Source organism: Morganella morganii H1r, from assembly GCF_000633515.1.
GTDB classification, from domain to species: domain Bacteria; phylum Pseudomonadota; class Gammaproteobacteria; order Enterobacterales; family Enterobacteriaceae; genus Morganella; species Morganella morganii_B.
The window spans coordinates 76,977-103,963 of the sequence record NZ_AYMP01000018.1; the positions used below are offsets into that span (position 1 = coordinate 76,977).

The 26,987-nt window shown below is 51.6% G+C and carries 26 protein-coding genes and 3 tRNA genes; 6 read left to right on the top strand and 23 right to left on the bottom strand.

Going from position 1 to position 26,987, the window contains the following annotated elements:
* Positions 1-39: 39 nt before the first annotated feature.
* The 3 genes from modF (at position 40) to gpmA (ending at position 3,486) form a co-directional block, all read left to right on the top strand.
* Positions 40-1,491, top strand: a complete 1,452-nt coding sequence (gene modF, locus U868_RS0111540; protein WP_025153435.1) for a molybdate ABC transporter ATP-binding protein ModF — start codon at positions 40-42, stop codon at positions 1,489-1,491.
* 186 nt (positions 1,492-1,677) lie between these two features.
* On the top strand, positions 1,678-2,496 hold the full coding sequence (locus tag U868_RS0111550) for a CPBP family intramembrane glutamic endopeptidase (RefSeq protein WP_025153436.1): 819 nt from the start codon (positions 1,678-1,680) through the stop codon (positions 2,494-2,496).
* 237 nt (positions 2,497-2,733) lie between these two features.
* The gene (gpmA, locus tag U868_RS0111555; RefSeq protein WP_004235668.1) at positions 2,734-3,486 is read left to right on the top strand and encodes a 2,3-diphosphoglycerate-dependent phosphoglycerate mutase; all 753 of its coding nucleotides are present in this window, start codon (positions 2,734-2,736) and stop codon (positions 3,484-3,486) included.
* Positions 3,487-3,561: 75 nt separating this feature from the next.
* Here the strand turns inward: gpmA and aroG are convergent, their stop codons facing one another.
* The 3 genes from aroG to pnuC all read right to left on the bottom strand — a co-directional run bounded on the left by aroG (position 3,562) and on the right by pnuC (position 6,532).
* Positions 3,562-4,614, bottom strand: a complete 1,053-nt coding sequence (gene aroG, locus U868_RS0111560; protein ID WP_025153437.1) for a 3-deoxy-7-phosphoheptulonate synthase AroG — start codon at positions 4,612-4,614, stop codon at positions 3,562-3,564.
* A gap of 198 nt (positions 4,615-4,812) precedes the next feature.
* Positions 4,813-5,742 (bottom strand): DUF808 domain-containing protein, encoded by a 930-nt coding sequence (locus tag U868_RS0111565; protein ID WP_025153438.1) that lies wholly within the window; start codon positions 5,740-5,742, stop codon positions 4,813-4,815.
* Between the two features lie 88 nt (positions 5,743-5,830).
* The gene (pnuC, locus tag U868_RS0111570) at positions 5,831-6,532 is read right to left on the bottom strand and encodes a nicotinamide riboside transporter PnuC (RefSeq protein ID WP_025153439.1); all 702 of its coding nucleotides are present in this window, start codon (positions 6,530-6,532) and stop codon (positions 5,831-5,833) included.
* Positions 6,533-6,757: 225 nt separating this feature from the next.
* Here pnuC and U868_RS0111575 point away from each other — a divergent pair, with 225 nt between their 5' ends.
* Positions 6,758-7,636, top strand: coding sequence for an aminoglycoside 6-adenylyltransferase (locus tag U868_RS0111575; RefSeq protein WP_025153440.1), 879 nt, complete (start codon positions 6,758-6,760; stop codon positions 7,634-7,636).
* Positions 7,637-7,702: 66 nt separating this feature from the next.
* On the opposite strand, the gene U868_RS0111580 is transcribed toward U868_RS0111575, so the two are convergent.
* The 10 genes from U868_RS0111580 to ybgC form a co-directional block, all read right to left on the bottom strand.
* A tRNA-Lys gene (locus U868_RS0111580) sits at positions 7,703-7,778 on the bottom strand.
* A gap of 29 nt (positions 7,779-7,807) precedes the next feature.
* Positions 7,808-7,883 (bottom strand) — tRNA-Lys (locus U868_RS0111585).
* A 25-nt stretch (positions 7,884-7,908) separates the two neighbouring features.
* Positions 7,909-7,984 (bottom strand) — tRNA-Lys (locus tag U868_RS0111590).
* Between the two features lie 164 nt (positions 7,985-8,148).
* Entirely contained in the window at positions 8,149-8,928 is a 780-nt protein-coding gene (cpoB, locus tag U868_RS0111595; protein WP_025153441.1) for a cell division protein CpoB, read from the bottom strand.
* A 9-nt stretch (positions 8,929-8,937) separates the two neighbouring features.
* Positions 8,938-9,432, bottom strand: coding sequence for a peptidoglycan-associated lipoprotein Pal (pal, locus tag U868_RS0111600; RefSeq protein ID WP_025153442.1), 495 nt, complete (start codon positions 9,430-9,432; stop codon positions 8,938-8,940).
* A 43-nt stretch (positions 9,433-9,475) separates the two neighbouring features.
* Positions 9,476-10,768 carry a Tol-Pal system beta propeller repeat protein TolB gene (gene tolB / locus U868_RS0111605; protein WP_025153443.1) on the bottom strand — a complete coding sequence of 431 codons (1,293 nt, stop codon included), beginning with the start codon at positions 10,766-10,768 and terminating at the stop codon, positions 9,476-9,478.
* A gap of 127 nt (positions 10,769-10,895) precedes the next feature.
* Positions 10,896-11,996 (bottom strand): cell envelope integrity protein TolA, encoded by a 1,101-nt coding sequence (gene tolA, locus U868_RS0111610; RefSeq protein ID WP_025153444.1) that lies wholly within the window; start codon positions 11,994-11,996, stop codon positions 10,896-10,898.
* A 46-nt stretch (positions 11,997-12,042) separates the two neighbouring features.
* Positions 12,043-12,468: a colicin uptake protein TolR gene (gene tolR, locus U868_RS0111615; RefSeq protein ID WP_025153445.1), complete on the bottom strand. Its 426-nt coding sequence runs from the start codon at positions 12,466-12,468 to the stop codon at positions 12,043-12,045.
* Between the two features lie 14 nt (positions 12,469-12,482).
* Complete coding sequence (tolQ, locus tag U868_RS0111620) at positions 12,483-13,169, bottom strand: Tol-Pal system protein TolQ (protein ID WP_004241620.1); 687 nt, start codon at positions 13,167-13,169, stop codon at positions 12,483-12,485.
* Positions 13,166-13,558, bottom strand: coding sequence for a tol-pal system-associated acyl-CoA thioesterase (gene ybgC, locus U868_RS0111625; protein ID WP_025153446.1), 393 nt, complete (start codon positions 13,556-13,558; stop codon positions 13,166-13,168). Before ybgC ends, tolQ begins: the two co-directional genes overlap by 4 nt.
* Positions 13,559-13,723: 165 nt before the next feature.
* Between ybgC and U868_RS25490 the strand changes: the two genes are divergently transcribed.
* Positions 13,724-13,882 carry a hypothetical protein gene (locus U868_RS25490; RefSeq protein ID WP_162817228.1) on the top strand — a complete coding sequence of 53 codons (159 nt, stop codon included), beginning with the start codon at positions 13,724-13,726 and terminating at the stop codon, positions 13,880-13,882.
* Between the two features lie 114 nt (positions 13,883-13,996).
* Here the strand turns inward: U868_RS25490 and U868_RS0111635 are convergent, their stop codons facing one another.
* Together U868_RS0111635 and U868_RS0111640 are read right to left on the bottom strand one after the other, a co-directional pair.
* Entirely contained in the window at positions 13,997-14,407 is a 411-nt protein-coding gene (locus U868_RS0111635) for a hypothetical protein (protein ID WP_051583048.1), read from the bottom strand.
* On the bottom strand, positions 14,400-15,773 hold the full coding sequence (locus U868_RS0111640) for an MFS transporter (protein ID WP_025153448.1): 1,374 nt from the start codon (positions 15,771-15,773) through the stop codon (positions 14,400-14,402). The genes U868_RS0111635 and U868_RS0111640 overlap by 8 nt, the downstream gene beginning before the upstream one ends.
* Before the next feature lie 91 nt (positions 15,774-15,864).
* Between U868_RS0111640 and U868_RS0111645 the strand changes: the two genes are divergently transcribed.
* The gene (locus U868_RS0111645) at positions 15,865-16,758 is read left to right on the top strand and encodes a LysR family transcriptional regulator (RefSeq protein WP_025153449.1); all 894 of its coding nucleotides are present in this window, start codon (positions 15,865-15,867) and stop codon (positions 16,756-16,758) included.
* 66 nt (positions 16,759-16,824) lie between these two features.
* On the opposite strand, the gene ybgE is transcribed toward U868_RS0111645, so the two are convergent.
* The 8 genes from ybgE to sucA form a co-directional block, all read right to left on the bottom strand.
* A complete protein-coding gene (ybgE, locus tag U868_RS0111650) occupies positions 16,825-17,109 on the bottom strand; it encodes a cyd operon protein YbgE (RefSeq protein ID WP_025153450.1) in 285 nt (94 codons plus the stop codon).
* 5 nt (positions 17,110-17,114) lie between these two features.
* Complete coding sequence (cydX, locus tag U868_RS24560) at positions 17,115-17,222, bottom strand: cytochrome bd-I oxidase subunit CydX (RefSeq protein WP_071997709.1); 108 nt, start codon at positions 17,220-17,222, stop codon at positions 17,115-17,117.
* A 13-nt stretch (positions 17,223-17,235) separates the two neighbouring features.
* On the bottom strand, positions 17,236-18,378 hold the full coding sequence (gene cydB, locus U868_RS0111660) for a cytochrome d ubiquinol oxidase subunit II (RefSeq protein ID WP_025153451.1): 1,143 nt from the start codon (positions 18,376-18,378) through the stop codon (positions 17,236-17,238).
* Positions 18,379-18,392: 14 nt separating this feature from the next.
* Entirely contained in the window at positions 18,393-19,955 is a 1,563-nt protein-coding gene (gene cydA / locus U868_RS0111665) for a cytochrome ubiquinol oxidase subunit I (RefSeq protein WP_025153452.1), read from the bottom strand.
* Between the two features lie 803 nt (positions 19,956-20,758).
* Positions 20,759-21,631 carry a succinate--CoA ligase subunit alpha gene (gene sucD, locus U868_RS0111670; protein WP_004235649.1) on the bottom strand — a complete coding sequence of 291 codons (873 nt, stop codon included), beginning with the start codon at positions 21,629-21,631 and terminating at the stop codon, positions 20,759-20,761.
* A complete protein-coding gene (gene sucC, locus U868_RS0111675) occupies positions 21,631-22,797 on the bottom strand; it encodes an ADP-forming succinate--CoA ligase subunit beta (RefSeq protein WP_004235648.1) in 1,167 nt (388 codons plus the stop codon). Before sucC ends, sucD begins: the two co-directional genes overlap by 1 nt.
* Positions 22,798-22,945: 148 nt before the next feature.
* Complete coding sequence (odhB, locus tag U868_RS0111680; RefSeq protein WP_025153453.1) at positions 22,946-24,157, bottom strand: 2-oxoglutarate dehydrogenase complex dihydrolipoyllysine-residue succinyltransferase; 1,212 nt, start codon at positions 24,155-24,157, stop codon at positions 22,946-22,948.
* Between the two features lie 14 nt (positions 24,158-24,171).
* Entirely contained in the window at positions 24,172-26,976 is a 2,805-nt protein-coding gene (gene sucA, locus U868_RS0111685) for a 2-oxoglutarate dehydrogenase E1 component (protein ID WP_025153454.1), read from the bottom strand.
* Positions 26,977-26,987: the final 11 nt, after the last annotated feature.

Consider the following 26,987-nt stretch of genomic DNA (forward strand, 5'->3'; position numbering starts at 1 on the left):
TTCTGAGGAATAATTAAACTAATAATAAGGCTGTTTACTATGGCACATCTGCACATCACACAAGGGATTTTCCGGTCAGGCGCGGATAAAACACTTTCTGTTCCGTCATTACAGCTGGAAAGCGGTCAGCATCATGCTTTTATCGGCACCAACGGCAGCGGGAAATCCACTCTTGCCCGTGCCCTGATTCAGGAGCTTCCGCTGCTTTCCGGGGAGATAAATACCACTTTCCGCCGTCCCGTTCTGGTCGCGTTTGAAAAATTGCAGGCGCTGATTGATGAAGAATGGAACCGCAATAATACCGATCTGATGGACGGCGATGACACCGACAACGGGCGTACCACTGCCGACATTATTCAGGCAGAACACCGTGATAATGAACGCTGTCTGCAGCTGGCGGCGCAGTTCGGGATTTCTGATCGCCTGTCACGCCGCTTTAAATACCTTTCCACCGGTGAAACCCGCAAAGCGCTGCTGTGTCAGGCACTGATGGCGGAGCCGGATTTACTGGTGCTGGATGAACCTTATGACGGACTGGATACCGATTCCCGCCGTATGCTCAGTGAGATGCTGGCAGAGCTTGCAGAGGGCGGACTGACGGTTATTCTGATCCTCAACCGTTTCAGTGATATTCCGGACTTTATCACCCGCGCCGGATTGCTGACAGAGTGTGTGCTGGCACCGGCGGATACCTTATCCGCGCTGTTACAGGCACAGCTGGCCCGTAGTGAGCAGACAGAGCATCTGACGCTGCCGGAGCGGGATGACCCGTCCGCAGAGCGCCTTTCGCCGGACATCCCGCGGGTGATCCTCAATCACGGCTGCGTCAGCTATAACGACAAGCCCATCCTCAATGATCTGACCTGGCAGGTGCTGCCCGGTGAGCACTGGCAAATCACCGGCGAAAACGGCGCGGGAAAGTCCACATTGCTCAGCCTGATCACCGGTGACCACCCGCAGGGCTACAGCAATGATCTGACGCTGTTCGGCCGCCGCCGTGGCAGCGGTGAAACGGTGTGGGATATCAAACGCCATATCGGGTATGTCAGCAACAGCATCCACCTCAGTTACCGCGTCAATATCAGTGTGCGTAACACGCTGATTTCCGGTTATTTCGATTCTGTCGGGCTCTATCAGAAACCGTCAGACCGGCAGATAAAACTGGCAGATGAGTGGCTGGCGCTGCTCGGTCTGAAGGCGTACCGTGACGCCCCGTTCCACAGCCTGTCGTGGGGGCAGCAGCGGCTGATACTGATTGCCAGGGCCCTGGTAAAACACCCGGCAATGCTGATCCTTGATGAGCCGTTACAGGGGCTGGATACACTCAACCGTCTGCTGGTGCTGCGTTTTATTGATATTATGATAAGCCGTGGTGATACCCAGCTGCTGTTTGTCAGCCATCACAGCGAAGATACCCCCGCCTGTATTAACCGGCGGCTGGCGTTTATTCCTGATAACGGCAGTTATCGTTACGAAATCAATACGTTGTGATTTTTTTATTAAACGGCTGTTTTACTTTTTTACTGCACCGGAAACAGCCGTTATTTTCTGAATATATTCAGCCTGTTATTAAGAATAATCCGATTAAGAATTATTATCAGTCCGCTTTTTTACTGGCACATCACTGATTTCTCTTTTACCCTGCGTACTCCTTTTCTGATTTTCTGACACAATTCCATGACCTGGCTTTTACTTGCATTATCTCTGCTGTTATTACAATTTCACCGGACGCTGTCACTGACAGCACTTCTGGCTGCCACCCTCAGTGCCCTGTTCAGTGGTGTGATGGACTGGCATGCGCTGATCACATTGTGGTTTGCTGTCCTGCTGGCTGTTGCACGGCCTTATACCGCGCCGCGTTCATGGCAGCGCGCGCTGCTGACACTGCTGGTGATCACTGTTGCGCTGGGGCTGACGTTTCATCTGCTGCCGGGATTTCACAATCTGCGCTGGATGCCGCCGGAAGCCGCCGGGCCGCACAGCCCGCCCTATTCATTCTGGTTTAATGCCGATAAAGCACTGCTTCCGTTTGTGCTGATCATCATCATTCCGCAGCTGTTTGTCACAGCACCACTGCGCCGGGTCACCCGCCTGCACTGGCTGTTACTGGCTTTCTCCGTACCTGCGCTGTTGTTACTGGCAACCGTCCCCGGCGGACTGGGGTTTGAACCGCATCTGCCGCGCTGGCTGCCGGCGTTTATGCTGGCAAATCTGTTTTTTGTCTCCCTCGCAGAGGAAGCGCTGTTCCGGGGGGCTATTCAGCAGGTGCTTTCCCGGTATCTGCCGCCGTATGCCGCGCTGTTTATTGCAGCCGCTGTCTTCGGTCTGGCACATATTGCCGGAGGGCCGCTGCTGGTTGTCTTTGCCGGTCTGGCAGGGGTTATCTACGGGCTGGCCTGGATGTGGAGCGGACGGCTGTGGGTGGCGACAGGGTTTCACTTCGCGCTGAACCTCTGCCATTTGCTGTTTTTTACCTGGCCGTTTAAGGTGGCGTAAAAAAACCGTTTTTTCCTGTGTATCACACTTTGCGTAAACATTTATAGCGGAATCGATTCAGTTTTGGTATACACTATCCGGTAAACAGGACGGAATTGATAGCTTCCGCACAGGCCCGGGCGGAAATACCTGTGCGGAAAGTTTGCCGAAAGGCGCCGGTGACCAATATAATGGCAATGTGCCGGGTCTGTTTCAATTCTGAAACCCCCTATCTGAAACACAACAGGAGTTTACGCTATGGCAGTAACTAAACTGGTGCTTGTACGTCACGGTGAAAGTGAGTGGAACAAAGAGAACCGCTTTACCGGCTGGACTGATGTTGAGTTATCTGAAAAAGGCCGTGCTGAAGCACAAGAGGCTGGTCAGTTACTCAAAAAAGAAGGCTTCTCTTTTGATTTCGCCTATACCTCTGTACTGAAACGCGCTATTCACACACTGTGGAATATCCTGGATCAGGTAAACCAGCAGTGGCTGCCGGTGGAGAAAAGCTGGAAACTGAACGAACGTCATTACGGCGCACTCCAGGGTCTGGATAAAGCGGAAACCGCAGCAAAATACGGTGACGAGCAGGTCAAACTGTGGCGTCGTGGTTTTGCCATCACCCCGCCGGCACTGGAAAAAAGTGATGAACGCTTCCCGGGCCACGATCCGCGTTATGCCAAACTGGCAGAAAGCGAATTACCTGCCACTGAAAGCCTGGCGATCACCATTGACCGTGTTGTGCCTTACTGGACTGATGTTATCAAACCACGTGTTGCGTCCGGTGAGAAAGTGATTATCGCTGCACACGGTAATTCTCTGCGTGCGCTGGTGAAATACCTGGATAACATGAGCGAAGATGAAATTCTTGAGCTGAACATCCCGACCGCTGTGCCGCTGGTGTATGAGTTTGATGAAAACATGAAGCCGCTGCGCCGCTACTACCTGGGCGACCAGGATGCGATTGCTGCCAAAGCCGCTGCTGTTGCTAACCAGGGTAAAGCGAAATAATCCGCTTTCTTTGGTGAAAAAAACCCTGACATTGTCAGGGTTTTTTATTTTCTATGACCGGGGTTTCAGGTGCTATCAGCTGCGGCGGACTTTTACCGCATCTGCCAGCTGACGCAACAGAGTTTCGGTATCTTCCCAGCCGATACAGGCATCTGTCACACTCTTGCCGTACACGAGCGGAGCATCACCTTCCAGGTTCTGATTCCCTTCCTCGAGGTGACTTTCCACCATCACGCCCATAATGGCTTTCTCCCCCCCGGCGACCTGCTGTGCCACATCGGTACTCACATCCATCTGACGCTTATACTGTTTGCTGCTGTTGGCGTGACTGAAATCGATCATAATGCGCGGAGCCAGACCGGCCTGTGCCAGCCCGTCTTTTACCGCACTGACATCTTCCGCGCTGTAGTTCGGTTTTTTACCGCCGCGCAGAATAATGTGGCAGTCACCGTTACCGGTGGTGTTCACAATGGCCGAATGTCCCCACTTGGTCACGGACAGAAAACAGTGCGGCGACCCGGCCGCATTGATGGCATCAATCGCTACTTTGATGGTGCCGTCTGTACCGTTTTTAAACCCGACCGGGCAGGACAACCCGGAGGCCAGCTCACGGTGTACCTGAGATTCCGTGGTGCGGGCGCCGATAGCACCCCAGCTCATCAGATCCGCCAGATACTGCGGGGTGATCATATCCAGGAATTCACCGGCTGCCGGTAAGCCTTTATCGTTGATATCCAGCAGCAGTTTGCGGGCAATACGCAGACCATCATTGATGGCAAAAGAGTGGTCGAGGTGCGGATCGTTGATCAGCCCTTTCCAGCCGACCGTGGTGCGCGGTTTTTCAAAATAAACGCGCATAACGATTTCCAGCTCACCTTTCAGTTCATTGCGCAATGTCAGCAGACGATCCGCATATTCAACCGCCGCTTTCGGGTCGTGAATTGAGCATGGCCCGATAACGACCAGCAGGCGGTCATCCCGGCCTTCCAGAATGTCGTGGATTGCATGACGGGTGCGGCGAACGGTGTCTGCGGCAGTTTCAGTCGCGGGAAACGACTCTAATAACGCCACTGGCGGTAATAATTCCCGAATTTCTTTTATTTTTACATCATCGTTCTGATAATTCATAACCCGTCTCTTCCGGTGTCCTGTTTCATTATTGTCGTTATTTTAATCTAACTGCTTGCCAACAAGCTGTAAACAATTAGCTGCCGCCGGAACTGAAATTAATTTTTCGCCCCGAAAATATTCAGATCAACAGGACAAATTATTATGAACCAGAAGGAAAACAGCGGCTTCATCAGCCGCTGCGCGTGAGAAGGGTATTTATGCCGCTAATCCCGTTTTAATGCGCTTAACAGCGGAAATCAGCGCAACAATCACCAGACCGGCAACGAGACCAAACAACAGATTGGCGACCGGCGGAGTGATAAAGTGCAGCACGCTGCCGAATGCCGGAAGCTGTGCGCTGTGCTGAGCCAGATTTTCAATCAGGTTATAAATAAACGGAATACCGTGAGTCAGAATGCCGCCGCCGACCATAAACATGGCCGCAGTTCCGACGACTGATAACGTTTTCATTAAATACGGCGTGGCGTGGATCAGTCCGTCACCCAGTTTTTTCAGCAGCGCAGCTGATTTCTTTTGCAGGTAAAATCCCAGATCATCGAGTTTGACAATCCCCGCCACCAGGCCGTATACCCCGATAGTCATAATGACCGCAATCACTGACAACACCACGAGCTGATTAATAAAAGGAGAGGTGGCAACAATACCGAGGGTGATGGCAATAATCTCCGCCGATAACACAAAATCGGTGCGGATAGCGCCTTTGACTTTGCGTTTCTCGAATGCAGCCAGCGCTTCCGGTGTCTGAATATCTTCCACCGGTGCTGTTTCTCCGGGCTCGTCACCGGCTTTATGCAGAAACTTATGCGCCAGTTTTTCCGCCCCCTCAAAACACAGAAACGCCCCGCCGACCATCAGGAGCGGCGTGACAGCCCAGGGGGCAAAGGCGTTGATCAGCAGTGCGAGCGGCACCAGAATCAGTTTATTGAGAAAGGATCCCTTCGCCACCGCCCAGACCACCGGGATTTCCCGCTCAGCGCGGACACCGGCCACCTGTTGTGCATTCAGCGCCAAGTCATCCCCCAGTACACCGGATGTCTTCTTGGCGGCCATTTTGGTCATCACAGAGACATCATCCAGTACGGTTGCGATATCATCGAGTAGTGCGAGTAAGCTGCCACCGGCCACAGGAATTTCCTTTTGTTGCTGATTAATGAGAATCCGATTATTACCGGACTCTCATTATAATCACCCGGTTATTGCACTGAAAATAGTTTTACGGTTGCTTCGCTGCTTTTATCCACATCCGCGAGCCGTTGAGCGCCACACCCAGCAGGATGATATATTCCAGCGACAATGCGTACACGCCCTGAAGGGCATAAATCACAATACTGATCATATTGATAACCACCCACAGCAGCCAGTTTTCCACCAGTTTGCGGGTCATCAGGATCATCGCCACCACAGACAGCACGGTCATAGCCGCATCCCAGAACGGGAAAGCATCCGGCAGCAATACCGGTATCGCCAGGTCAGCCCCTGCGACATTCAGTATACTGACCATACTCTGCGCCAGCCACGTAAAGACCGGGTCGATAAAACGTGCCAGCAGTAAAATCGCCGCCAGAGAAATCACCGCAATGACAGCCGTCTGCCGCAGCGGCATCCAGCGGATTTTCAGCTCTGCTTCAGCCTTATCATTTTGTCTGCTCCAGGCATACCAGCCATAAATATTGGCAGCGAAAAAGAAAATCTGCAGCAGCAGATTGGCATAGAGCTGGATCTGAAAGAAAATCACCGCAAACAGCGTGACGTTAATCAGGCCAAACAGATAATTGATTGTTTTTTCCAGGCTTGCCAGCCAGATACACAGCAACCCGGCGGTTGCCCCCACCGCTTCAATCCAGGACAGCGCATAAGACCCTTCTTTCCAGTAAGGGATCACCACGAGAATATTATGAATATCAAAAAATTCCATTCCGTCACCTGTACTAAGTCTGTTTCCTGTCATCGGTGGTCAGCCACTGAGACCAGGTTTAGTTGACTGTATCCTGCCCTGCTGTTTCCGGTAAAATCGTCCCATCGTAACAGCATTTGTTTAATATGCTAAACATAATAACGTTTTTTTAACCTGAACTCTCCCGCTATTTTTGATTATGACGTACTATCAGCCCAGCGATTAATTATATGAATGAGATGTAAGATGGAATCAATTGAGCAAATTATAAACACTATAATTTCTTTTGCCCTATTAGATCCCCGTATCGATGCGGTTATTATCACCGGCTCTGTGGCACGCCAGAACCAGGCAGACCGTTTTTCGGATATTAATGCCGAACTGATCGGCAGCAGTCATGATGATTTATTTCAGGACAACCGCTGGCTGAGCCGGTTTGGTGTGCCGCTGATTATCCGCAAAGAGGCTTCATGTGATGACGACAGCCTCTGCTGGCCGTCTTGTCTGGTTCTGTATGAAAAAGGCCGTAAAGTTGATTTTATGCTGGCCGGGCGCGAACGTATCACACAGATGGCTGCACACGGGCTGGACAGCATCTATCAGCGCGGTTATGCCGTTCTGCTGGATAAAACCGGTCTAACTGCCGGGTTGCCTGAGTATGCCGATCCGGCTGCCGTGCTCACTCCGCCGGATCAGCAGACATTCCTGGCAAACTGGCAGAATTTCTGGCTGGAAGCCTCACAGGTACCGGTTTATTATCTGCGCAATGAACTCTGGACTGCCCGGCTGAAAGATACCGCTATGAAACAGTGGCTGATCACCCTGCTGGAGTGGCATGTGCTGCTGCGCAGTGACGGTACACAGGATGTCTGGTATGCGGGTCGTCATCTGAGCACCTGGTTGCCTCCGGGCCTGTACGGGCGTTTTATGGCAACACTGGACAACCGTGATCGTGTCCGTGCCGCACGGGCTCATATGGCGATGCTGACACTCTACCGCGATGTGGCACTCCGCGTGATTGAAGCACAGAAATTTGATATCGATATAACGCTGGCAGATAAAATTATTGCACTGGTCACTGACCGGCTGAATGCCGATGATTTACCCGCGCCGGAGAATAAATAATAACAAACAGGTGATCGCCGGTGTGATGCCGGTGAGAACAAAAAATCAGAGGGAAAATAGTGACGATGGTGGGTCGTACAGGATTCGAACCTGTGACCAATTGATTAAAAGTCAACTGCTCTACCAACTGAGCTAACGACCCATCGTAATACTGCTGGGGGAGGTCTGAAATGGTGGGTCGTACAGGATTCGAACCTGTGACCAATTGATTAAAAGTCAACTGCTCTACCAACTGAGCTAACGACCCGTTTCAGATTTCGGGCAAAAGAGAATGGTGGGTCGTACAGGATTCGAACCTGTGACCAATTGATTAAAAGTCAACTGCTCTACCAACTGAGCTAACGACCCGTACTCTCTTGCCAACGGCACGATATAATACTGATTTATCCGTCCGGTGCAACGATTTTTTCAAATTAACTTATTCAAACGCTTAGAATTCACTCACTTAGCCCCGGTTGAGCAAAAAACTCTCCGGTCGGGGCTATACTCTGAGCAAAAAAACAAACCGGCCGTTATAAACCAGCCAGTTTTTTCTCAGCCAGCTTCGCACCGGCAGAGCCCGGGTATTGTGCGACAACCTGCTGATAAATCGCTTTCGCTTTCGCTTTATCCCCTTTCTCCTGCATGATCAGCCCGACTTTATAGAAGGACTCCCCTGCTTTCTGGGATTTCGGCCAGTTTTTTACCACAGAAGCAAAATACGCCGCAGCGTCATCTTTTTTGCCTTTGTTGTAGTTCATCTGACCTAACCAGTAATTGGCATTAGGAAGATAACCGGATTTCGGATAGCTTTGGATAAAACGCTGAAATGCGCTGATCGCACCATCGTAATCTTTGGTGTTCATCGCCATGTTTACCGCAGCGTTATAGTCATCTTTCTCATTGCCCTTACTTGCAGCAGCAGGAGCGGAAGTTGCGGCAGTATCCGCAGAACCCGTATTACCGGATGCTGCGGATGTATTATCTGTTGATGCACTGCCGCCACCGGTGAGGGAATCCACCTGTGAGAAAAGTTCGCGCTGGCGTTCTGTCAACTGATTCAGCTGGTACTGACTTTCCTGGATTTGCCCGCGCAGCATGTCGATATCGCGCTGGTTGTCCATGACTTGTTGCTGAAGTTGGGTTAATAGCTGACCATGAGCGTTAGAAATACGCTCGAGCTGCGTGAGGCGGTCATCAGTGGAGCCTGAGCCGATATTGATGATGGGTGCCTGAGCAATAGCGGCCCAGGGGGCCGCTACACCTATCAATAACGACAGACTCACCATCAGGCGTCTGAAGTTACTTTTCATGTATATCTCTTAGTATACGATGACTGCACGACGGTTTTTAGCGTAGTCAGCTTCGGTGTGACCCAGAACTGCCGGCTTCTCTTTACCGTAAGAAACGATAGAGATTTGTTCGCCGTTAACGCCTTTACCCTGCAGGTACATTTTCGCTGCGTTAGCACGACGCTCGCCCAGTGCGATGTTGTACTCCGGAGTACCACGTTCGTCAGCATGACCTTCTACAGTCACTTTGTAAGACGGGTTGTTACGCAGGAATGCAGCGTGTGCATCCAGCATTTGCTGGAATTCAGGAGAGATATCGTATTTGTCGAAACCGAAGTATACGATATTGTTGTTCTGAAGTTCCTGCAGCTGCTGGCGTGCCAGTTCTTCCGCAGACATACCAGCGTTTGCGCCATTATCGACAGTGCCCGCATCAGTCTGGTCGTTTTTGTTAGAACTACATGCAGCAACAGCCAGAACAGGTAAAGCTAACATCAGCCCTTTAAGCACTTTGTTAAGTTGCATCTCTTTGATCCTTTTATAATTTGCCATACATATTTTTAATGCATCACAGATACGGCGACCAGGCAGGGAATTTTACCTGTCCGTCAGTCGCCGGAAGACGCGCTTTGAAACGCCCATCGGTCGAAACCAGCTGCAATATAGTTCCCATACCTTGCGAGGAGCTATAAATAACCATAGTGCCGTTAGGTGCGATACTTGGCGTTTCATCTAGGAACGTATCCGTTAAAATCTGGAAATTGTTCGCTACTAGATCTTGTTTGGCGATATGCTGTTTCCCGCCGCCTGAACTGACCATTACCAGGAAACTGCCGTCAGCACTGACGTCACCATTCTGGTTCTGAGTCCCATCCCACGTCAGGCGCTCAGGCGCACCGCCATTAATCCCAACCTTATAGATCTGCGGACGACCAGCCTGATCAGACGTGAACGCTAACGTCTGGCTGTCCGGGAACCATGAAGGTTCGGTGTTATTACTGCGACCATCTGTTACCTGACGCATCTGGCCTGAGCCGAGATCCATCACATACAGATTCAGACTACCGGTTTTTGATAACGCAAATGCCAGTTTGGTTCCGTCCGGTGAAAATGCCGGGGCACCGTTGTGACGCGGGAATGAGGCAACCTGACGCACCTGTCCGCTGGACAGATTCTGAATAACCAGGGCTGAACTTCCGCTCTCAAAGGTAACATACGCCAGTTTCTCGCCATCCGGTGACCATGCCGGAGACATCAGCGGCTCCGGTGAACGGTGAACGGTGAACTGGTTGTAGCCGTCATAATCAGACACACGCAGCTCGTGACGATAGTCACCGCTGTTTTTAACCACGACATACGCGATCCGGGTACGGAATGCACCACGAATACCGGTTAATTTCTCAAACACTTCATCACTGGCAGTATGTGCCGCATAACGCAGCCACTGTTTGGTGACTTTAAACTGGTTCTGTGCAAGTACGCTGCCCGGAGCACCGGAGGTGTCCACCAGCTGATAGCTCACCAGATAGTTGCCGTCAGCACCCGGCTGAACCTGGCCGACAACAACAGCATCAATGCCTAACGCCGTCCAGGACTCAGGAACCACTTCAGATGCGGTACCCGGTAACTGCGGCATACGATTAGGGTCGATCGGGTTAAATTTCCCGCTGTTACGCAGATCAGCGGCAATGATTGCGCCGATGTCTTCCGGTACCGCGCCGCCGCCGGCGACCTGGAAAGGTACGATGCCGATAGGACGTGCTGAATCAACACCCTGAGTAATCTCGATACGAACTTCAGCCTGAGCAACTGCCGCCCACAGCATCAGAAAACCGAGCATGTATTTCACTGCCTGCTTCATTCTCTCTCCCTCGTTGTGCCAATGCCCGCATCAGACTCATATTTTAACAAACGTTCCTAACCAAAACCAGATACCGCAATAAAAACTAACAACCGGATATATTTGGTTAGTCACACTGTATTACAGCTTATTCCGGCTTAAAGTCCAGTTTAGTATTCTTAAACTGCTGCCAGACCGATTTGCTCGGCGGAGCAGGAATACGTGCCTGCTTCGCCGCCGCGAGTGCAGCCTGACATAAACCGTCATCACCACCAACCGCATTCACACTGATAAGTGTCCCCTTATCCGTGATATTAATTTCCAGCGTACAGGTCTTACCGCGGTACAGATCCGCATTGTAGAACTTCGCCTGAATCGCTAACCGGACCTGTGCGATATAACCGTTCATATCACCATCCGAGTTTGTTCCGCTCTTCTTGCCACCACCCTGACCGGCAGCGGATGCACCGCCGCTTTCTGTGCCCGGGGCGTTGGATGCCAGTCCGCCGAGGAGGTCATCCACTTCGCTGGCCTGTTTTTTCGCGGCAGCTTTGGCCGCTTTTTCTTTAGCGGCTTTATCTTTTGCTGCTTTTTCAGCTTTGGCGGCTTCTGCTTTGGCTGCTTCTGCTTTGGCTGCTTCCGCTTTAGCAGCTTCGGCCCTGGCGGCTTTTTCCTGAGCCGCTTTTTCGGCTTTGGCTTTTTCTTCTTCAGCGGCTTTCTGTGCGGCGGCTTTCTCATCAGCCTGTTTCTTCGCCAGTGCCTGCTCTTTAATTACGTTTTCTTTTTCAGCCTGCGCTTTGGCTGCGGCTTCTTCCGCCAGCTTCTGCTCTTCTTTGGCTTTCTTCACGGCTTCCTGAGCTTGTTTTTGCTGCTCTTCAGCCTGTTTTTTCTGATCTTCCACTTTTTGTTCGGTCTTCAAGCGCTCTTCTTCAATTGCTTTTAAGCGCTCCTGCTCACGCAGTTCTTTCTGACGTAATTCTTCTTCCTGCTGCTTCGCTTTTTTCTCGCGCTGCGCCTGAGCCTGTTTTGCGTTGGCCTGCTGCTGTTGCTGCTGGTTAAAATTTTCAACCATGGCGTTCGGATCAACCATAATGGCATCGATCACCTGGCCGCCCTCACCGCCGCCGGTCAGCCCTGATTTGGTTACAAATGATCCCCAGATCACAAGCGCAATCAGCAAAAGATGCAACACCACAGAGGTGATGACAGAACGATTTAATTTATCTTTACGCTCTTTCAGCTTTCCCACGCTTAATTCCCTAACCTTCTGACTGAAAACATCTGCATAACAAACCTTACATCGGCTTCGTCATCAGGCCCACAGATTTCACTCCGGCCTGTTTCAGAATATTCAGGCCGTTAATAATCTCTTCGTAAGGCACATCTTTGGCGCCGCCGACCAGGAAGACAGTCTTCGGATCTTCAGCCAGATACTGTTTTGCCGCCGCAATGATCTGCTCTTCCGGTAACAGTTCCAGACGATCCTGCTTCACCACCAGGGTATAGCGGCCGACACCGGAGACTTCCAGGATCACCGGCGGATTATCATTGGTGGAAACGGCCTGAGAATCGGAGGCATCCGGCAGATCCACTTCCACACTCTGACTGATGATCGGCGCTGTTGCCATGAAGATCAGCAGCAACACGAGTAACACGTCCAGTAAAGGAACAATGTTAATTTCGGATTTCAGCTCCCGCCGGCGTCCGCGATGACGTGCCATGATAATCTCCTGCCTTATTTCTTATCAGCAGTAGCAAAGGCCTGACGGTGTAAAATCGCCAGAAATTCTTCGCTGAAGTTGTCGTAGTTCTGTTCTAATTTATTCACACGCTGATTAAGACGGTTGTATGCCATAACCGCAGGAATTGCGGCAAACAGACCGATTGCGGTTGCAATCAGGGCTTCCGCGATACCCGGTGCCACCATCTGTAATGTTGCCTGTTTTACCGCACCCAGGGCGATAAAGGCGTGCATGATCCCCCAGACTGTCCCGAACAGGCCGATATACGGGCTGATAGAACCGACAGTACCAAGGAACGGAATGTGGTTTTCCAGATTTTCCATCTCACGGTTCATGGAGATGCGCATTGCACGCGCCGCGCCGGTTTCCACCGCCTGCGGAGAGTGCACATTCGCCTGATGCAGGCGGGCAAATTCTTTAAAACCGGAGTAGAAGATCTGCTCAGTCCCGCTCAGTTCATCACGGCGGGCCTGGCTTTCTTTATACAGACGGGACAGTTCGATTCCTGACCAGAATTTGTCTTCAAACGCTTCTGCTTCACGGGTGGCCGCATTCAGGACTTTGGTGCGCTGAATAATAATGGCCCACGAGGCAACAGAAAAGCCCAGCAATACCAGCATGATAAATTGCACGAGGTAACTTGCTTTCAGGAATAAATCCCAGATATTCATGTCAGTCACTGCTTAAACTCCGCGACAATAGACTCAGGAAGCGCTACCGGCTTCATTAAAGAAATATTCACGCAGGCGACCAGTACCTCTGCGCGACACAAAAGAGTTCCGTTTTTATGCATAAGTGTCTGCGTAAATGTCAGAGACGCACGATGGATATCGGTGATCTCACTGCGTACCTCTAACAGATCGTCTAACCTTGCCGGATGGTGGTAATCGATAGTTAATTTGCGGACCACAAAGCCGAGCTGCTCTTCCAGCAGACGCTGCTGGTGAAAGCCCCGTTCCCGTAACATTTCGGTTCTGGCACGCTCAAGAAATGCCAGATACTGCCCGTGGTATACCACACCACCAGCATCGGTATCTTCGTAATAAACCCGTATCGGCCAACTGAACATTGAATATCCCGCAACTTACTTTTATCAGACAACATGCCTTGCAAACTATACGTGAAGAGCAAACGTATTGAAAATGCTTAGTTCGTAAAGATAAGAAAAGCCCGTTTGTCCGCGCGCTAATCATACTCGCCTTTATCCAACACGCAAGCCCCCGGAAGGGTTGAGATGAAAAAATATTTTGTTACGTATTACAATGCCTTAGCGGCATTATTTTTTGCTCAGAAAGCTATCATTAAACACTTATTAAAAGACATTTTTCCTCATGAACACGCAAAAATCCGGAATTATCCGGATTTTTGTGCTACCGATTTATTTACCGGATAATCTAACTTATTGTAATTTCATATATTAAATCACCTTATTTTTATTTTGTGAAAACAGGATTTATAACCCCCGTTTACCGGCTGAAAAACCGGCCGTCAACCCGCCGGTGTTGTTTTATGCAGACAGCGGCGTTTCATGTAAATAATGCCACCGCCACTTTCCGGTATCCTCCCGGCGGAGAATAACCAGCGAGCGCCGTACGGTGGTGCTTCCGGCAAAATGCTGTGTCTCCAGATAACGCACTGACAGGGTGTTTTCTGTCAGGCTGACACAGTGATATTCCGATGTTTCAATCGGTGCTCCCTGCCTCTTACCCTGTATACGGGTGAACATCTCCGTCACCGCCGCAAGGTCAATAACAGCCCCGCTGATACCGGTCATGGAAAACTCAGATGTGAAGTGGGTCAGCAATTCAGACAGTGCTGCCCGCCCTTCTGCTCCCGCAACCGTAAAGGTTTTAAAAATCAGGTCATGAACATGATGAATTTCATCACACGCCTGCTGAAACAACATCGTATTACTCACGGATAATCTCCTCTGCGGGTTTTAATGAAGTACGGAACTGCGGGCGGATCAGGAAAATCAGCGGGATTAACCCGGCCAGTGCGCCCCCCAGAAATGTCAGGGCAAATGCCTGCCCCGGAACAACCGAATTCAGGGTCTGATACAGCGTCATCATGACGGCGGCACCAATACTGAACACCACCTGACGGTTAATATTCCAGATCACACTGGCTTTGTTCAGTTGTGCGCCGTGAAAATCATACAGCGCGGTGGTTTGCGCGCAGTTGGCGGCGATACCGCCACCGGTGCCGGTCAGCAGGTAAATCAGACCGATGAAATACAGCGGGGTGTGGCTGTCTGTCAGGGCAAACAGCGCGATACCGCCGCTGTGCAGCAGCAGACTGATAATAAACAGACGCCCGGCACCGGTCCGGTTATACACTGCGCCGCTGATCAGCATCGCCACCATCGCCCCCGCCGCATACAGCAGCATAAACGCACCGGTGACGGCGGTACTCAGGCCGGAAACCGTGGTCAGATAGAAGATAGCGAGGATGTTCGCCCCGGTGAATACGCCCGGTACTGCGTAATACACCGCCACCGACAGCCACAGCCGGGTATTTTTCAGCAGCGATAAATCAATAATCGCCTGCGGGGCCTGCCGGTAATGGCGGTAATAAAGCCCGGCACTGCACAGCATCAGCCCGCCGAGCGCCAGTGCGCCGGTGATATTGTGATATTCCCCGTATAGAGAGAGGGCAATCAGCAGGGATGCCAGCGTCAGGCTGACCAGCAGCAGCCCTTTGAGATCCGGCGCATCTCCGGCAGCGGTTTTCGGTTCACGGATCCAGCACCAGGCCAGCAATGCTGTAAAGAGTGCCACCGGCGCATTGACATAAAAGACAGGCCGCCATCCGGCCAGATCAACAATGATCCCCCCGGCCATCGGGGAAAGCGCGGGGGCAATCAGCGCGATCATCATAATAATGGTGGATATTTTGCTTCGCTCACGCCCCTGAAAATACTGAAAAGTCAGTGACTGCCCGGCGGGGATCAGTAATCCGCCTGCCACGCCCTGTAAAAAACGCCAGAAAATCAGCGAAGCAAAGGATTCTGCGCTGCCTGCCAGCACAGCCGCTGCGGCAAACAGCAGCATGGAAGCCGTCATCAGTTCGCGGATCCCGGAACGGGCCGCCAGCCGGGGACTGAGCGGGATAATCAGTGTCAGCCCGAGAATATAACTGTTTGCCACCCAGGTCACCGACAGCGATGACACCTGCATGGCCTCCGCAATAGCAGGCAATGTAATGGCCGACATAAAGATATTGACGCAATCAATAAAAAAGCCCAGTAAAAAAATCAGGGCGATACGGTAACGATAAGTCATGGTTTCCTCCGGCCAGCAGTGTAAAAGCTGTTGACCGCAGCCGTCTATGCATCAAAATAGACAATACTGTTTGAAAAAAAGAAACAATCTTATGCTGACATCCGTTGAGAAGATCAATACCTTTATTTATGTTGTGGATACCGGTTCCTTTACCCGTGCCGCTGCACGCCTGAATCTGAGCAAATCGGTGGTCAGCCTGCATATCAAAGCCCTGGAATCCGAACTCAGCACCACATTACTGCACCGGACCACGCGGCAGTTTACCCTGACGGAATCCGGCCTGGCGCTGTATCAGCAATTCAAACCGCTGTTACAGCAGTTTGACAGTGCGATGGATGCCGTCAGAACGGGGACAGCGCAGCCACAGGGGCCGCTGAGTTTCAGTGCCGCAGCAGAATTCGGCGGACAATTTCTGCTGCCGCAGCTGCCTGCTTTTACAGAGCGCTATCCGCTGATCAGAGCAGATTACCGTGTCGATCACAGCCTGAGTGATTTGATTGCTCTGAAACTGGATGTGGTGTTCCGGCTGGGGACACTGAGTGACAGCGGTCTGCGGTTCCGCAAACTCGCGGATTTTCCGGTGTGTTATGTGGCAACGCCGGCGTTTATCCGGCAGCACCGTTTGACGGAGAGCAGTGACCCCGCCGCTCTGCCCTTTATCGCCAACAGCAACCTGACCGCCCGTATCAACCGGCGTCAGTATCTGACCGCACCGGACAACCGGGTGTTTATCTCTAACGCGATTCAGGCGATCCGCACCATGACACTGGCACATCAGGGTTACAGCCTGCTGCCGGTCTGGTATATCCGGGAGCAATTAGCAGAGGAGAAGCTGGTTCCGGTGTTCACCCGTCAGCCGGTTCCGGATCAAAGCATCAATATGGTATTTCCGCCCGCTGCGCATCTGCCGCAGAAGGTCCGGGTGTTTATTGATTATTTTGCCCGTTTTTTTGCCGGTAATGCCGCATTGCTGGGCTATCCGTGAACCGGGCGGAAGCAGAAAAGAAAAAAGCCGTTCAGATGAACGGCTTTTTAGTCATAAACGTTTGCATCAGCTGAAAAAATGATAAAGGCCGTAACCCAGAATCACCACCGCCGGAAGCGGATGGAACAGAATCTTCCAGATTGTGCGCTCCGGCCGGAATGCCAGACCGAAAATTGCACCGTTACATACAGCCCAGATCATCAGCAGTCCCTGCCAGATCTGTAATGAGCTGGTGTTTGCCGCAAAACGCGACGGATCCCAGATCACACTCAATGCCAGCCCCAGCGCCATCAGCAGGACAAGGACCCGGATGGGGCCCTTATCCAGTAGTTGGTAAGACTTATCAAGCATCCGTCTTACTCGCCTGAAGCGGCTTTATCTTCGTTGTGCTCAATAGCCAGTGCTGCAATAACAGCAATACTGCAGGCCAGGAGCGTTCCGAGGATCCATGCAAAATACCACATATTCGTCTGCTCCTTAGTACAGTGAATGTTTGTTCTCTTCGATGAAGGACTTATCAAGACGCCCTGCCATCTTCACGTAACACCAGATGGTGTACAGGAGAACAATCGGCACAAAGATAATCGCAACAACTGTCATCACCTGGAGAGTAAACAGGCTGGAGGTTGCATCCCACATGGTCAGGCTGACGTTAGGGTCGATGCTTGAAGGCATAACAAACGGGAACATCGCTGTACCGCAGGTCAGGATCACACCGGCAATCGTCAGTGAGGTGAACAGGAATGCCCATGCACCTTTATCCATTGCAGTGAACATCACAACCAGCAGTGGTGATACCAGACCGATAGCAGGCAGGATCCACAGGATTGGATAGGCATTGAAGTTTGCCATCCATGCGCCGGCTTCCTGTACCACTTCTTTATTGACCGGGTTAGACGCACCGAAATGATCGATGTCAGAGACAACACGGAAACCTTCGATACCGCCCCACATCAGCCATGCACCAGCCGCCGCAAACAGAACAAATGTCAGCAGAGCCGTGATCGTGGTGGCTTTACGCACACGCACATGCAGATCACCGGTGGTACGCATCTGCAGGTAAGTCCCGCCGTGCGCCACGATCATCATCAGGCTGATTAAACCGGCTAACAGACCGTACGGGTTCAGCAGGCCGAAGAAGCTCCCTGCATAAGACACCTGCAGCTGGGAGTTAACTTCTACCGGTACACCCTGTAACAGGTTACCGAAGGCCACACCGATCACTAATGACGGTACGAAACTGCCGATAAAGATCCCCCAGTCCCACATACCGCGCCATTTTGGTGATTCCAGTTTTGAACGATAGTCAAAACCGACCGGACGGAAGAATAATGCCGCCAGGACCAGAATCATTGCGATATAGAAACCGGAGAATGCTGCCGCATAGACCATCGGCCATGCTGCAAACAGTGCACCACCTGCGGTGATAAGCCATACCTGGTTACCGTCCCAGTGCGGTGCGATCGCGTTAATCATGATACGGCGTTCAGTATCATTTCTGCCGATAACACGCAGCAGAACACCCACGCCCATATCAAAGCCATCAGTTACAGTGAAGCCAATCAGCAGTACGCCAATCAGGATCCACCATACAAACCGTAATATTTCATAATCAAACATAAGTGGGCTCCTGTTTACTTAGCGTCTTGTGCCGGGGACGTTTCGAAATGATAACGGCCGGTTTTTAAGCTGCTTGGACCAAGACGTGCAAATTTGAACATCAGGAACATTTCAGCAATCAGGAATAAAGTATACAGGCCGCAAATCAGCGCCATAGAGAACAGAATGTCTCCGGCTGCCAGATGTGACGTTGCATATGCGGTCGGTAATACTTCACCAACTGCCCATGGCTGACGGCCATATTCTGCAACGAACCAGCCCGCTTCAACACCAATCCACGGTAACGGCAGGCTGAGGAAAGCAGCACGCAGCAGCCATTTTGATTTGCCGACACGGTTACGCAGTACACTCAGGAATGACAGACCGAGAACGATCAGCATCAGACCACCGGCTGCCACCATCAGGCGGAACGCCCAGAACAGTGGTGCAACACGCGGAATGGAGTCTTTGGTTGCTGCCTGAATCTGCTCTTCCGTTGCCTGACCGACGTTGTCGGTATAGCGTTTCAGCAGTAAGCCGTAACCAAGGTCTTTTTTGCTCTGATTAAAGGCATCACGGACTGCCGGGTCGGTATTACCACCGCGCAGCTGCTGTAACAGATCATACGCCACCATACCGTTACGGATACGCGCTTCGTGCTGCACCATCAGGTCACGCAGACCGAGAACCGGCGTATCAATGGAACGGGTGGTGATAAGACCCATCAGGTAAGGAATTTCAATCGCAAAACTGTTTTCCATTTTTTCCTGATTCGGGAATGCGATCACGTTAAATGATGCAGGCGCAGGCTGGGTATGCCATTCACCTTCAATCGCGGCGAGTTTGGTTTTCTGCACGTCACCCATTTCATAACCGGATTCATCACCCAGCACGATAACAGATAACACGGCGGCGATACCAAAGCTTGCTGCAATCGCAAAAGAGCGTTTTGCAAACGCGATATCACGGCCTTTCATCAGATACCACGCACTGATAGACAGTACGAAGATCGCACCGGTACAGTAGCCGGCAGCCACTGTGTGCACAAATTTAACCTGTGCAACCGGGTTGAGAACCAGTTCGGAGAAGCTCAGCATCTCCATACGCATGGTTTCAAAGTTGAAGTCAGCAGCAATCGGGTTCTGCATCCAGCCGTTTGCCACCAGGATCCACAGTGCAGAGAAGTTGGAACCGAGTGCAACGAACCAGGTCACCATCAGGTGCTGTTTCTTGCTGAGACGATCCCAGCCGAAAAAGAACAGCCCCACAAAGGTGGATTCGAGGAAGAATGCCATCAGACCTTCGATTGCCAGAGGCGCACCGAAGATATCACCGACATAGTGAGAATAGTATGACCAGTTTGTCCCGAACTGGAACTCCATGGTCAGACCGGTAGCAACACCCAGAGCAAAGTTAATACCAAATAACTTACCCCAGAACTTCGTCATATCTTTATAGATTTGTTTACCGGACAGGACGTAGACCGTTTCCATGATCGCTAACATGAAGGACATCCCTAATGTTAGCGGTACAAATAAGAAATGGTACATCGCTGTTAAGGCAAACTGTAATCGCGACAGTTCGACAATATCAAACATCTTGACTCCTTGCTCCTAGCAGGAAGACACCGACATGCGGCAACCCAAGCTTTCCTGAAGAAAGAAAAGCAACATAACTACCAGCAATAAATGCCTCTAAATGCAATAACAAATTAGCAACAAAAAAACACCTAAATAGACACCCTAATAATAGTACGCTTATATTTGCACACAATAAACCGCTTTTGCGTGATTCAGATTGGAATTCTGAGGATATATCAAATAATGCGCAGTGTAGTCATTTTCGGCTATTTTGATCTGCCACAATTTAAACAAACTACCGAAATAATGCCAGTGCAATATATTGATTTACGTCAATTTTCCCGTTATGTGTTAATTAAGGTCGCGGATATGGTAATTGCGTTATTTTATTGTTAATGCAATGTACACATAAATACAACCAAACAGAAAAATACCAATAATATATGCGCTTTTTATTAACCTTTTATTTTCATCAGCAATCCTGGTTAATTTTATGAGCCGGATAATTCAATTATAAATAAATTATCACTAAAACTGTTATTGTCTGTTTGTATTAACGCATGACAATAGTCATTTACGGCGCAAAAATTAAGTATAAATCAAGATGATAAAAAACGCCCTTTTATACCTGAGACTTTTTGCTATGTAAACGATACAGCAGGCGTTTCGGGACAATTCAGAAAATTGATTAAAACGACAGCAATAACAGGAGGCAGTGAGTAAAAGCGCGTAATCAGGCAGAAATGGCGGAATTGTGTTCAGATCAAAAAACAGCCGGAAGCGGCATGAAACCAGCCCCGGCTGTGTAATACTGGCAGAAATTATTTATTCAGGATCGCTTTTACCGCATCACCGATATCAGCCAGACTGCGGACCGTCTTCACACCGGCAGCTTCAAGGGCGGCAAATTTCTCATCTGCGGTGCCTTTTCCGCCTGCGATAATCGCCCCCGCATGGCCCATACGTTTGCCTTTCGGTGCGGTCACACCTGCGATATACGCCACGACAGGTTTGGTGACATGGTCTTTGATAAAGGCAGCCGCTTCTTCTTCCGCACTGCCGCCGATTTCACCGATCATCACAATCGCTTCTGTCTGCGGGTCATTCTGGAACATACGCAGGATATCAATAAAGTTAGAGCCCGGAATCGGGTCACCGCCGATACCCACACAGGTGGATTGTCCCAGACCGGCATCCGTCGTCTGTTTCACCGCTTCATAAGTCAGCGTACCGGAACGGGAAACGATCCCCACTTTACCCGGCAAATGGATATGTCCCGGCATGATCCCGATTTTGCACTCACCCGGGGTGATAACACCCGGACAGTTCGGGCCGATCATCCGCACACCGGCTTCATCCAGCTTCACTTTGACGGTCAGCATATCCAGAGTCGGGATACCTTCAGTGATGGTGATAATCAGCTTGATGCCTGCATCAATCGCTTCCAGAATGGAGTCTTTGCAGAACGGTGCCGGAACATAGATAACAGAGGCGGTCGCACCGGTGGCTTCCACCGCGTCACGCACGGTGTTAAAGACCGGTAAACCTAAATGTGTTGTACCGCCTTTGCCCGGCGTCACACCGCCGACCATTTTGGTGCCGTACGCAATTGCTTGTTCAGAGTGGAAAGTCCCCTGGCTACCTGTGAATCCCTGACAGATAACTTTGGTGTTCTTATCGATTAAAATAGACATTATTTCGCTCCCACTGCTGCAACAACACGTTTCGCAGCATCCGTCAGGCTGGTTGCCGCAATAATATTCAGACCACTTTTCGCCAGTTTTTCCGCACCCAATTCCGCGTTGTTCCCTTCCAGGCGCACAACCACCGGCACGCTGACACCGACTTCCTCAACGGCACCGATGATCCCGTCCGCAATCAGGTCACAACGGACAATCCCGCCGAAGATATTGACGAAGACCGCTTTGACGTTTTCGTCAGACAGAATGATTTTAAAGGCTTCCGTCACACGTTCTTTGGTTGCGCCGCCGCCGACATCCAGGAAGTTTGCCGGTTCACCGCCGTGCAGTTTAACGATATCCATGGTGCCCATAGCCAGACCGGCACCGTTCACCATACAGCCGATATTGCCGTCCAGTGCCACATAGTTCAGTTCCCACTGTGCAGCCTGTGCTTCGCGGGCATCTTCCTGTGACGGATCATGCATTTCACGCAGTTCCGGCTGGCGGTACAGGGCGTTACCGTCAATACCTAATTTGCCGTCGAGGCAGATAAGTTCGTCCTGTGTGGTGATCACCAGCGGGTTGATTTCCGCCATTGCCAGGTCACGTTCCAGGAACATGGTTGCCAGTCCCATAAAAATTTTGGTGAACTGGCTGACTAACTTACCGGTCAGACCCAGTTTAAAGGCCAGTTCGCGCCCCTGATACGGCATCGGGCCGGTCAGCGGGTCAATCACCGCTTTGTGGATCAGTTCCGGTGTTTCATGTGCCACTTTCTCAATTTCGACACCACCTTCAGTGGAGGCCATAAAGACCACACGGCGTGAACCGCGATCCACCACGGCACCCAGATAAAGCTCTTTGGCGATATCTGTTGCGCCTTCCACCAGCACCTGATGCACAGGCTGACCCAGTGCATCTGTCTGATAGGTTACCAGACGCTTGCCTAACCACTGCTCGGCAAACGCGCGAATTTCATCTTTGCTTTTAACCAGTTTCACACCGCCCGCTTTCCCGCGGCCGCCGGCATGAACCTGGCATTTCACGACCCACGGGCCGCTGCCGATTTTGGATGCTGCTTCTTCCGCTTCACGGGGTGTGGAGCAGGCATAGCCTGCCGGTGCAGGTAAACCATACCGGGTGAAGAGTTGTTTTGCCTGATACTCGTGTAAATTCATGATGTTCTATCCATAATTTGTCTGATGAGAGCGGACTCTCTTATTGTTGTTGCCTGGATAGCGCCGGTTTCCCGGCGCAGGGACACAGATTCACTGTCGCGAGTTCAGCCGGGCGGTTTTAGCGCGATGCCGCCCGGATGAGGGTTGACTACACGTCGAGCAGTAAACGTGCCGGATCTTCTAACATCTCTTTAATGGTCACGAGGAATCCGACAGATTCACGGCCATCAATCAGACGGTGGTCATAAGAGAGTGCCAGGTACATCATCGGCAGGATCACCACCTGACCATTTACCGCCATCGGACGATCCTTAATCGCATGCATCCCCAGAATTGCACTCTGCGGCGGGTTAATGATAGGTGTGGACATCAGTGAGCCGAATACCCCGCCGTTGGTAATGGTAAAGTTACCGCCGGTCAGATCTTCCACTGTCAGTTTGCCTTCCTGACCTTTGACAGCCAGCTCTTTGATGCGTTTTTCGATTTCTGCCATGCTCAGCGCATCCGCATCACGCAGGACCGGGGTCACCAGACCGCGCGGTGTGGAGACCGCAATACTGATATCGAAATAGTTGTGATACACCACATCCGTACCGTCGATAGAGGCGTTCACTTCCGGATAACGTTTCAGTGCCTCAACCACCGCTTTCACATAGAAAGACATGAAACCGAGGCGCACACCGTGGCGTTTTTCAAACGATTCGCCGTACTGTTTGCGCATATCCATCACCGGCTTCATGCTCACCTCGTTAAAGGTGGTCAGCATTGCGGTGTTGTTTTTCGCTTCCAGCAGACGCTCTGCCACACGCTTGCGCAGACGGGTCATCGGTACACGTTTTTCACTGCGGTGCGGTAAACCGGCCTGAGAAACCGGCTCAGCGGCGGCTTTTGCCGGCGCTTTCGGCTGCTGAGACAAATATTTCTCAACATCTTCGCGGGTCAGACGACCACCGACACCACTGCCGGTAATATCTGACGCTTTCAGGCCGTGCTCTGCGAGCAGGCGGCGCACAGCCGGGCTTACCGCATCGTTGGTTTCTTCATCCAGACCGGCGTTCTGACGCTGTGCCGGTGTGGACTGTACTTTTTCTTTTATTTCTGCAGGCAGACCGGTGCTGTCGCCCAGACGGATGCGTCCGAGCAGTTGTTTAGAGAGGACCGTCGCCCCTTCTTCTTCCAGCACCGCTTCCAGAACGCCGGAATCACTGGCAGGTACTTCCAGCACAACTTTGTCTGTTTCAATTTCCACCAGCACTTCATCACGTTCGACGCTGTCACCCGGTTTTTTGTGCCAGGTTGCCACCGTGGCATCGGCAACAGACTCAGGGAGATCAGGAACCAGAATTTCTATGCTACTCATTGCTTTTCCTTAATTTATTCAACGTTCAGTGCATCATTAACCAGCTCTTGTTGTTGCTGCTGGTGAACAGACGTATAACCCACGGCCGGAGAGGCGGATGCCGGACGGCCCGCATAACGCAGTGCCGCACCTGCCGGAACCGCATCACGGAAATTATGCTGGCAGCAGTACCACGCGCCCTGGTTGAGCGGCTCTTCCTGGCACCAGACAAAATCTTTCACATGGCTGAATGGTGCGAGAATCGCATGGATATCTTCATGCGGGAACGGATAGAGCTGTTCAATACGGATAATCGCCACATCCGTCTGATTATTCTTACGGCGCTGCTCCAGTAAATCGTAGTAAACCTTACCGGAACACAGCACAACGCGCTTCACATCTGCCGGATTCAGCTCATCAATTTCACCGATAACCGCTTCAAAGCGGCCTTCAGCCAGTTCTTCCAGAGAAGAGACCGCCAGCGGATGACGCAGCAGTGACTTCGGTGACATGACAATCAGCGGACGGCGCATACCGCGCAGTGCCTGACGGCGCAGCATATGGTAAACCTGAGCCGGGGTTGACGGAACACAGACCTGCATATTCTGTTCGGCGCAAAGCTGGAGATAACGTTCCAGACGGGCGCTGGAGTGTTCCGGCCCCTGACCCTCGTAGCCGTGCGGCAGTAACATCACCAGTCCGCACATCCGGCCCCACTTCTGTTCGCCGGAGCTGATGAACTGGTCAATCACCACCTGCGCCACGTTGGCAAAGTCACCGAACTGCGCTTCCCAGATAGTCAGACCGCGCGGATCCGTGGTTGCATAGCCGTATTCAAAGGCCAGTACTGCTTCTTCAGACAGGACAGAGTCCCACACATTGAAGCGTCCCTGGGCGTTATGGACATTCATCAACGGCACATAGCAGGAGCCGTTACTCTGGTTATGGATAACCGCATGACGATGGAAGAAGGTACCGCGTCCCGCATCCTCACCGGACAGACGCACCGGAACACCTTCATCCACCAGTGTTGCGTAAGCCAGATTCTCCGCCGCACCCCAGTCGAGCAGTTTGTTACCTTCCGCCATTTCCGCGCGGTCGGTATAGATTTTTTCGACACGCGGGTGCATATGCACTTCTTCCGGCACGGTGCTGATACGGCGCGCCAGGTCACTGAGGCGTTTCAGTTCCACTTTATTGGCGTAGCCATCATTCCAGTTGTGATTCAGGTACGGTTCCCAGGTAAGCGCGGCTTTACCGATTTCACGCCACTCTTCCACCACACAGTCACCGCGATCCATGGCATCACGGTACATATTGACCATTTCAGTCACATCACCGGCAGCCACCACACCTTCCGCAATCAGTTTATCACCGTAGATTTTGCGCGGCGTCGGATGCTGTTTGATTTTCTGGTACATCATCGGCTGAGTTGCACTCGGCTCATCCGCCTCGTTATGGCCGTGGCGGCGGTAGCAGACCAGGTCGATCATCACATCGCGGTTAAAGGTATTACGGAAATCCAGCGCCAGACGGGTCACAAAGGCCACGGCTTCCGGATCATCCGCATTCACGTGGAAAATAGGAGCCTGTACCATCTTCATGATGTCAGTACAGTATTCCGTTGACCGGGTATCTTTCGGGTTGGAGGTGGTGAAACCAATCTGGTTATTGATAACAATGCGGACAGTCCCGCCCACTTCATAGCCCCGGGCCTGCGACATGTTCAGGGTTTCCTGAACAATCCCCTGGCCGGTTACCGCAGAGTCACCGTGGATGGTGATCGGCAGAACCATTTTGCTCAGATTTTGCGGCAGACGGTCACGGCGGGCACGGACAGAGCCAATCACTACCGGGCTGACAATCTCAAGGTGAGACGGGTTAAAGGCAAGCGCCAGATGCACCTGAGCCCCTTCTGTCACGAAATCGGACGAGAAGCCCTGGTGGTATTTCACGTCACCGGTACCCAGATGATCTTTGTGTTTACCGGCAAATTCATCAAACAGATCCGCCGGTTTTTTACCGAACAGGTTAACCAGGACGTTCAGACGACCACGGTGTGCCATACCCAGCACCACTTCGCGGGTGTCCTGCTTACCGGCATGACGGATCAGGTCTTTCAGCATCGGAATGAGGGAGTCGCCCCCTTCCAGTGAGAAGCGTTTTGCCCCCGGAAATTTCGCCCCGAGATAGCGCTCCAGCCCTTCAGCGGCAGTCAGATCTGCCAGGAAACGCCGTTTTTCATCAGCACTGAACAGTTTACTGACGTCAACGGATTCCAGACGTTGCTGGAGCCAGCGTTTCTCTTCGGTATTGGTGATGTGCATGTACTCGGCACCGATGGAGCCGCAGTAAATACGCTTTAATGCATCAAACAGTTCACCCAGCGGCATGGTTTCACGGCCGATGGCAAAAGAACCGACGTTAAAGGTTTCATCAAAATCGGCTTTGGTCAGGTTGTGAAACGCCGGGTCCAGATCCGGAACAGGTTCCTGTTTCCACAGGCCGAGCGGGTCAAGATTGGCATTCTGATGACCGCGGAAGCGGAATGCGTTGATAAGCTGCAGGACTTTAACCTGCTTGGAATCCGTTGCCGGATCGCTGACCGAGGTGTGGTAGCGGGTTGAATCTTTGGCCAGACGACGAAAGTAGTCGCGCGTCTGTGAATGAGGTTGTTCTGTGATGTCCGCTTTCGGCAGTGAGTCGAAAATCTCCCGCCAACTTCCATCGACGGAGGACGGATCGTTCAGATAATCTTCATAGATATCTTCTATGTAGGCCTGGTTTTCTCCAGCCAGAAAGCTGGAATCCAGCCAGTCCTTCAGTGCGCCGTTCTGCATTATGATCCCTT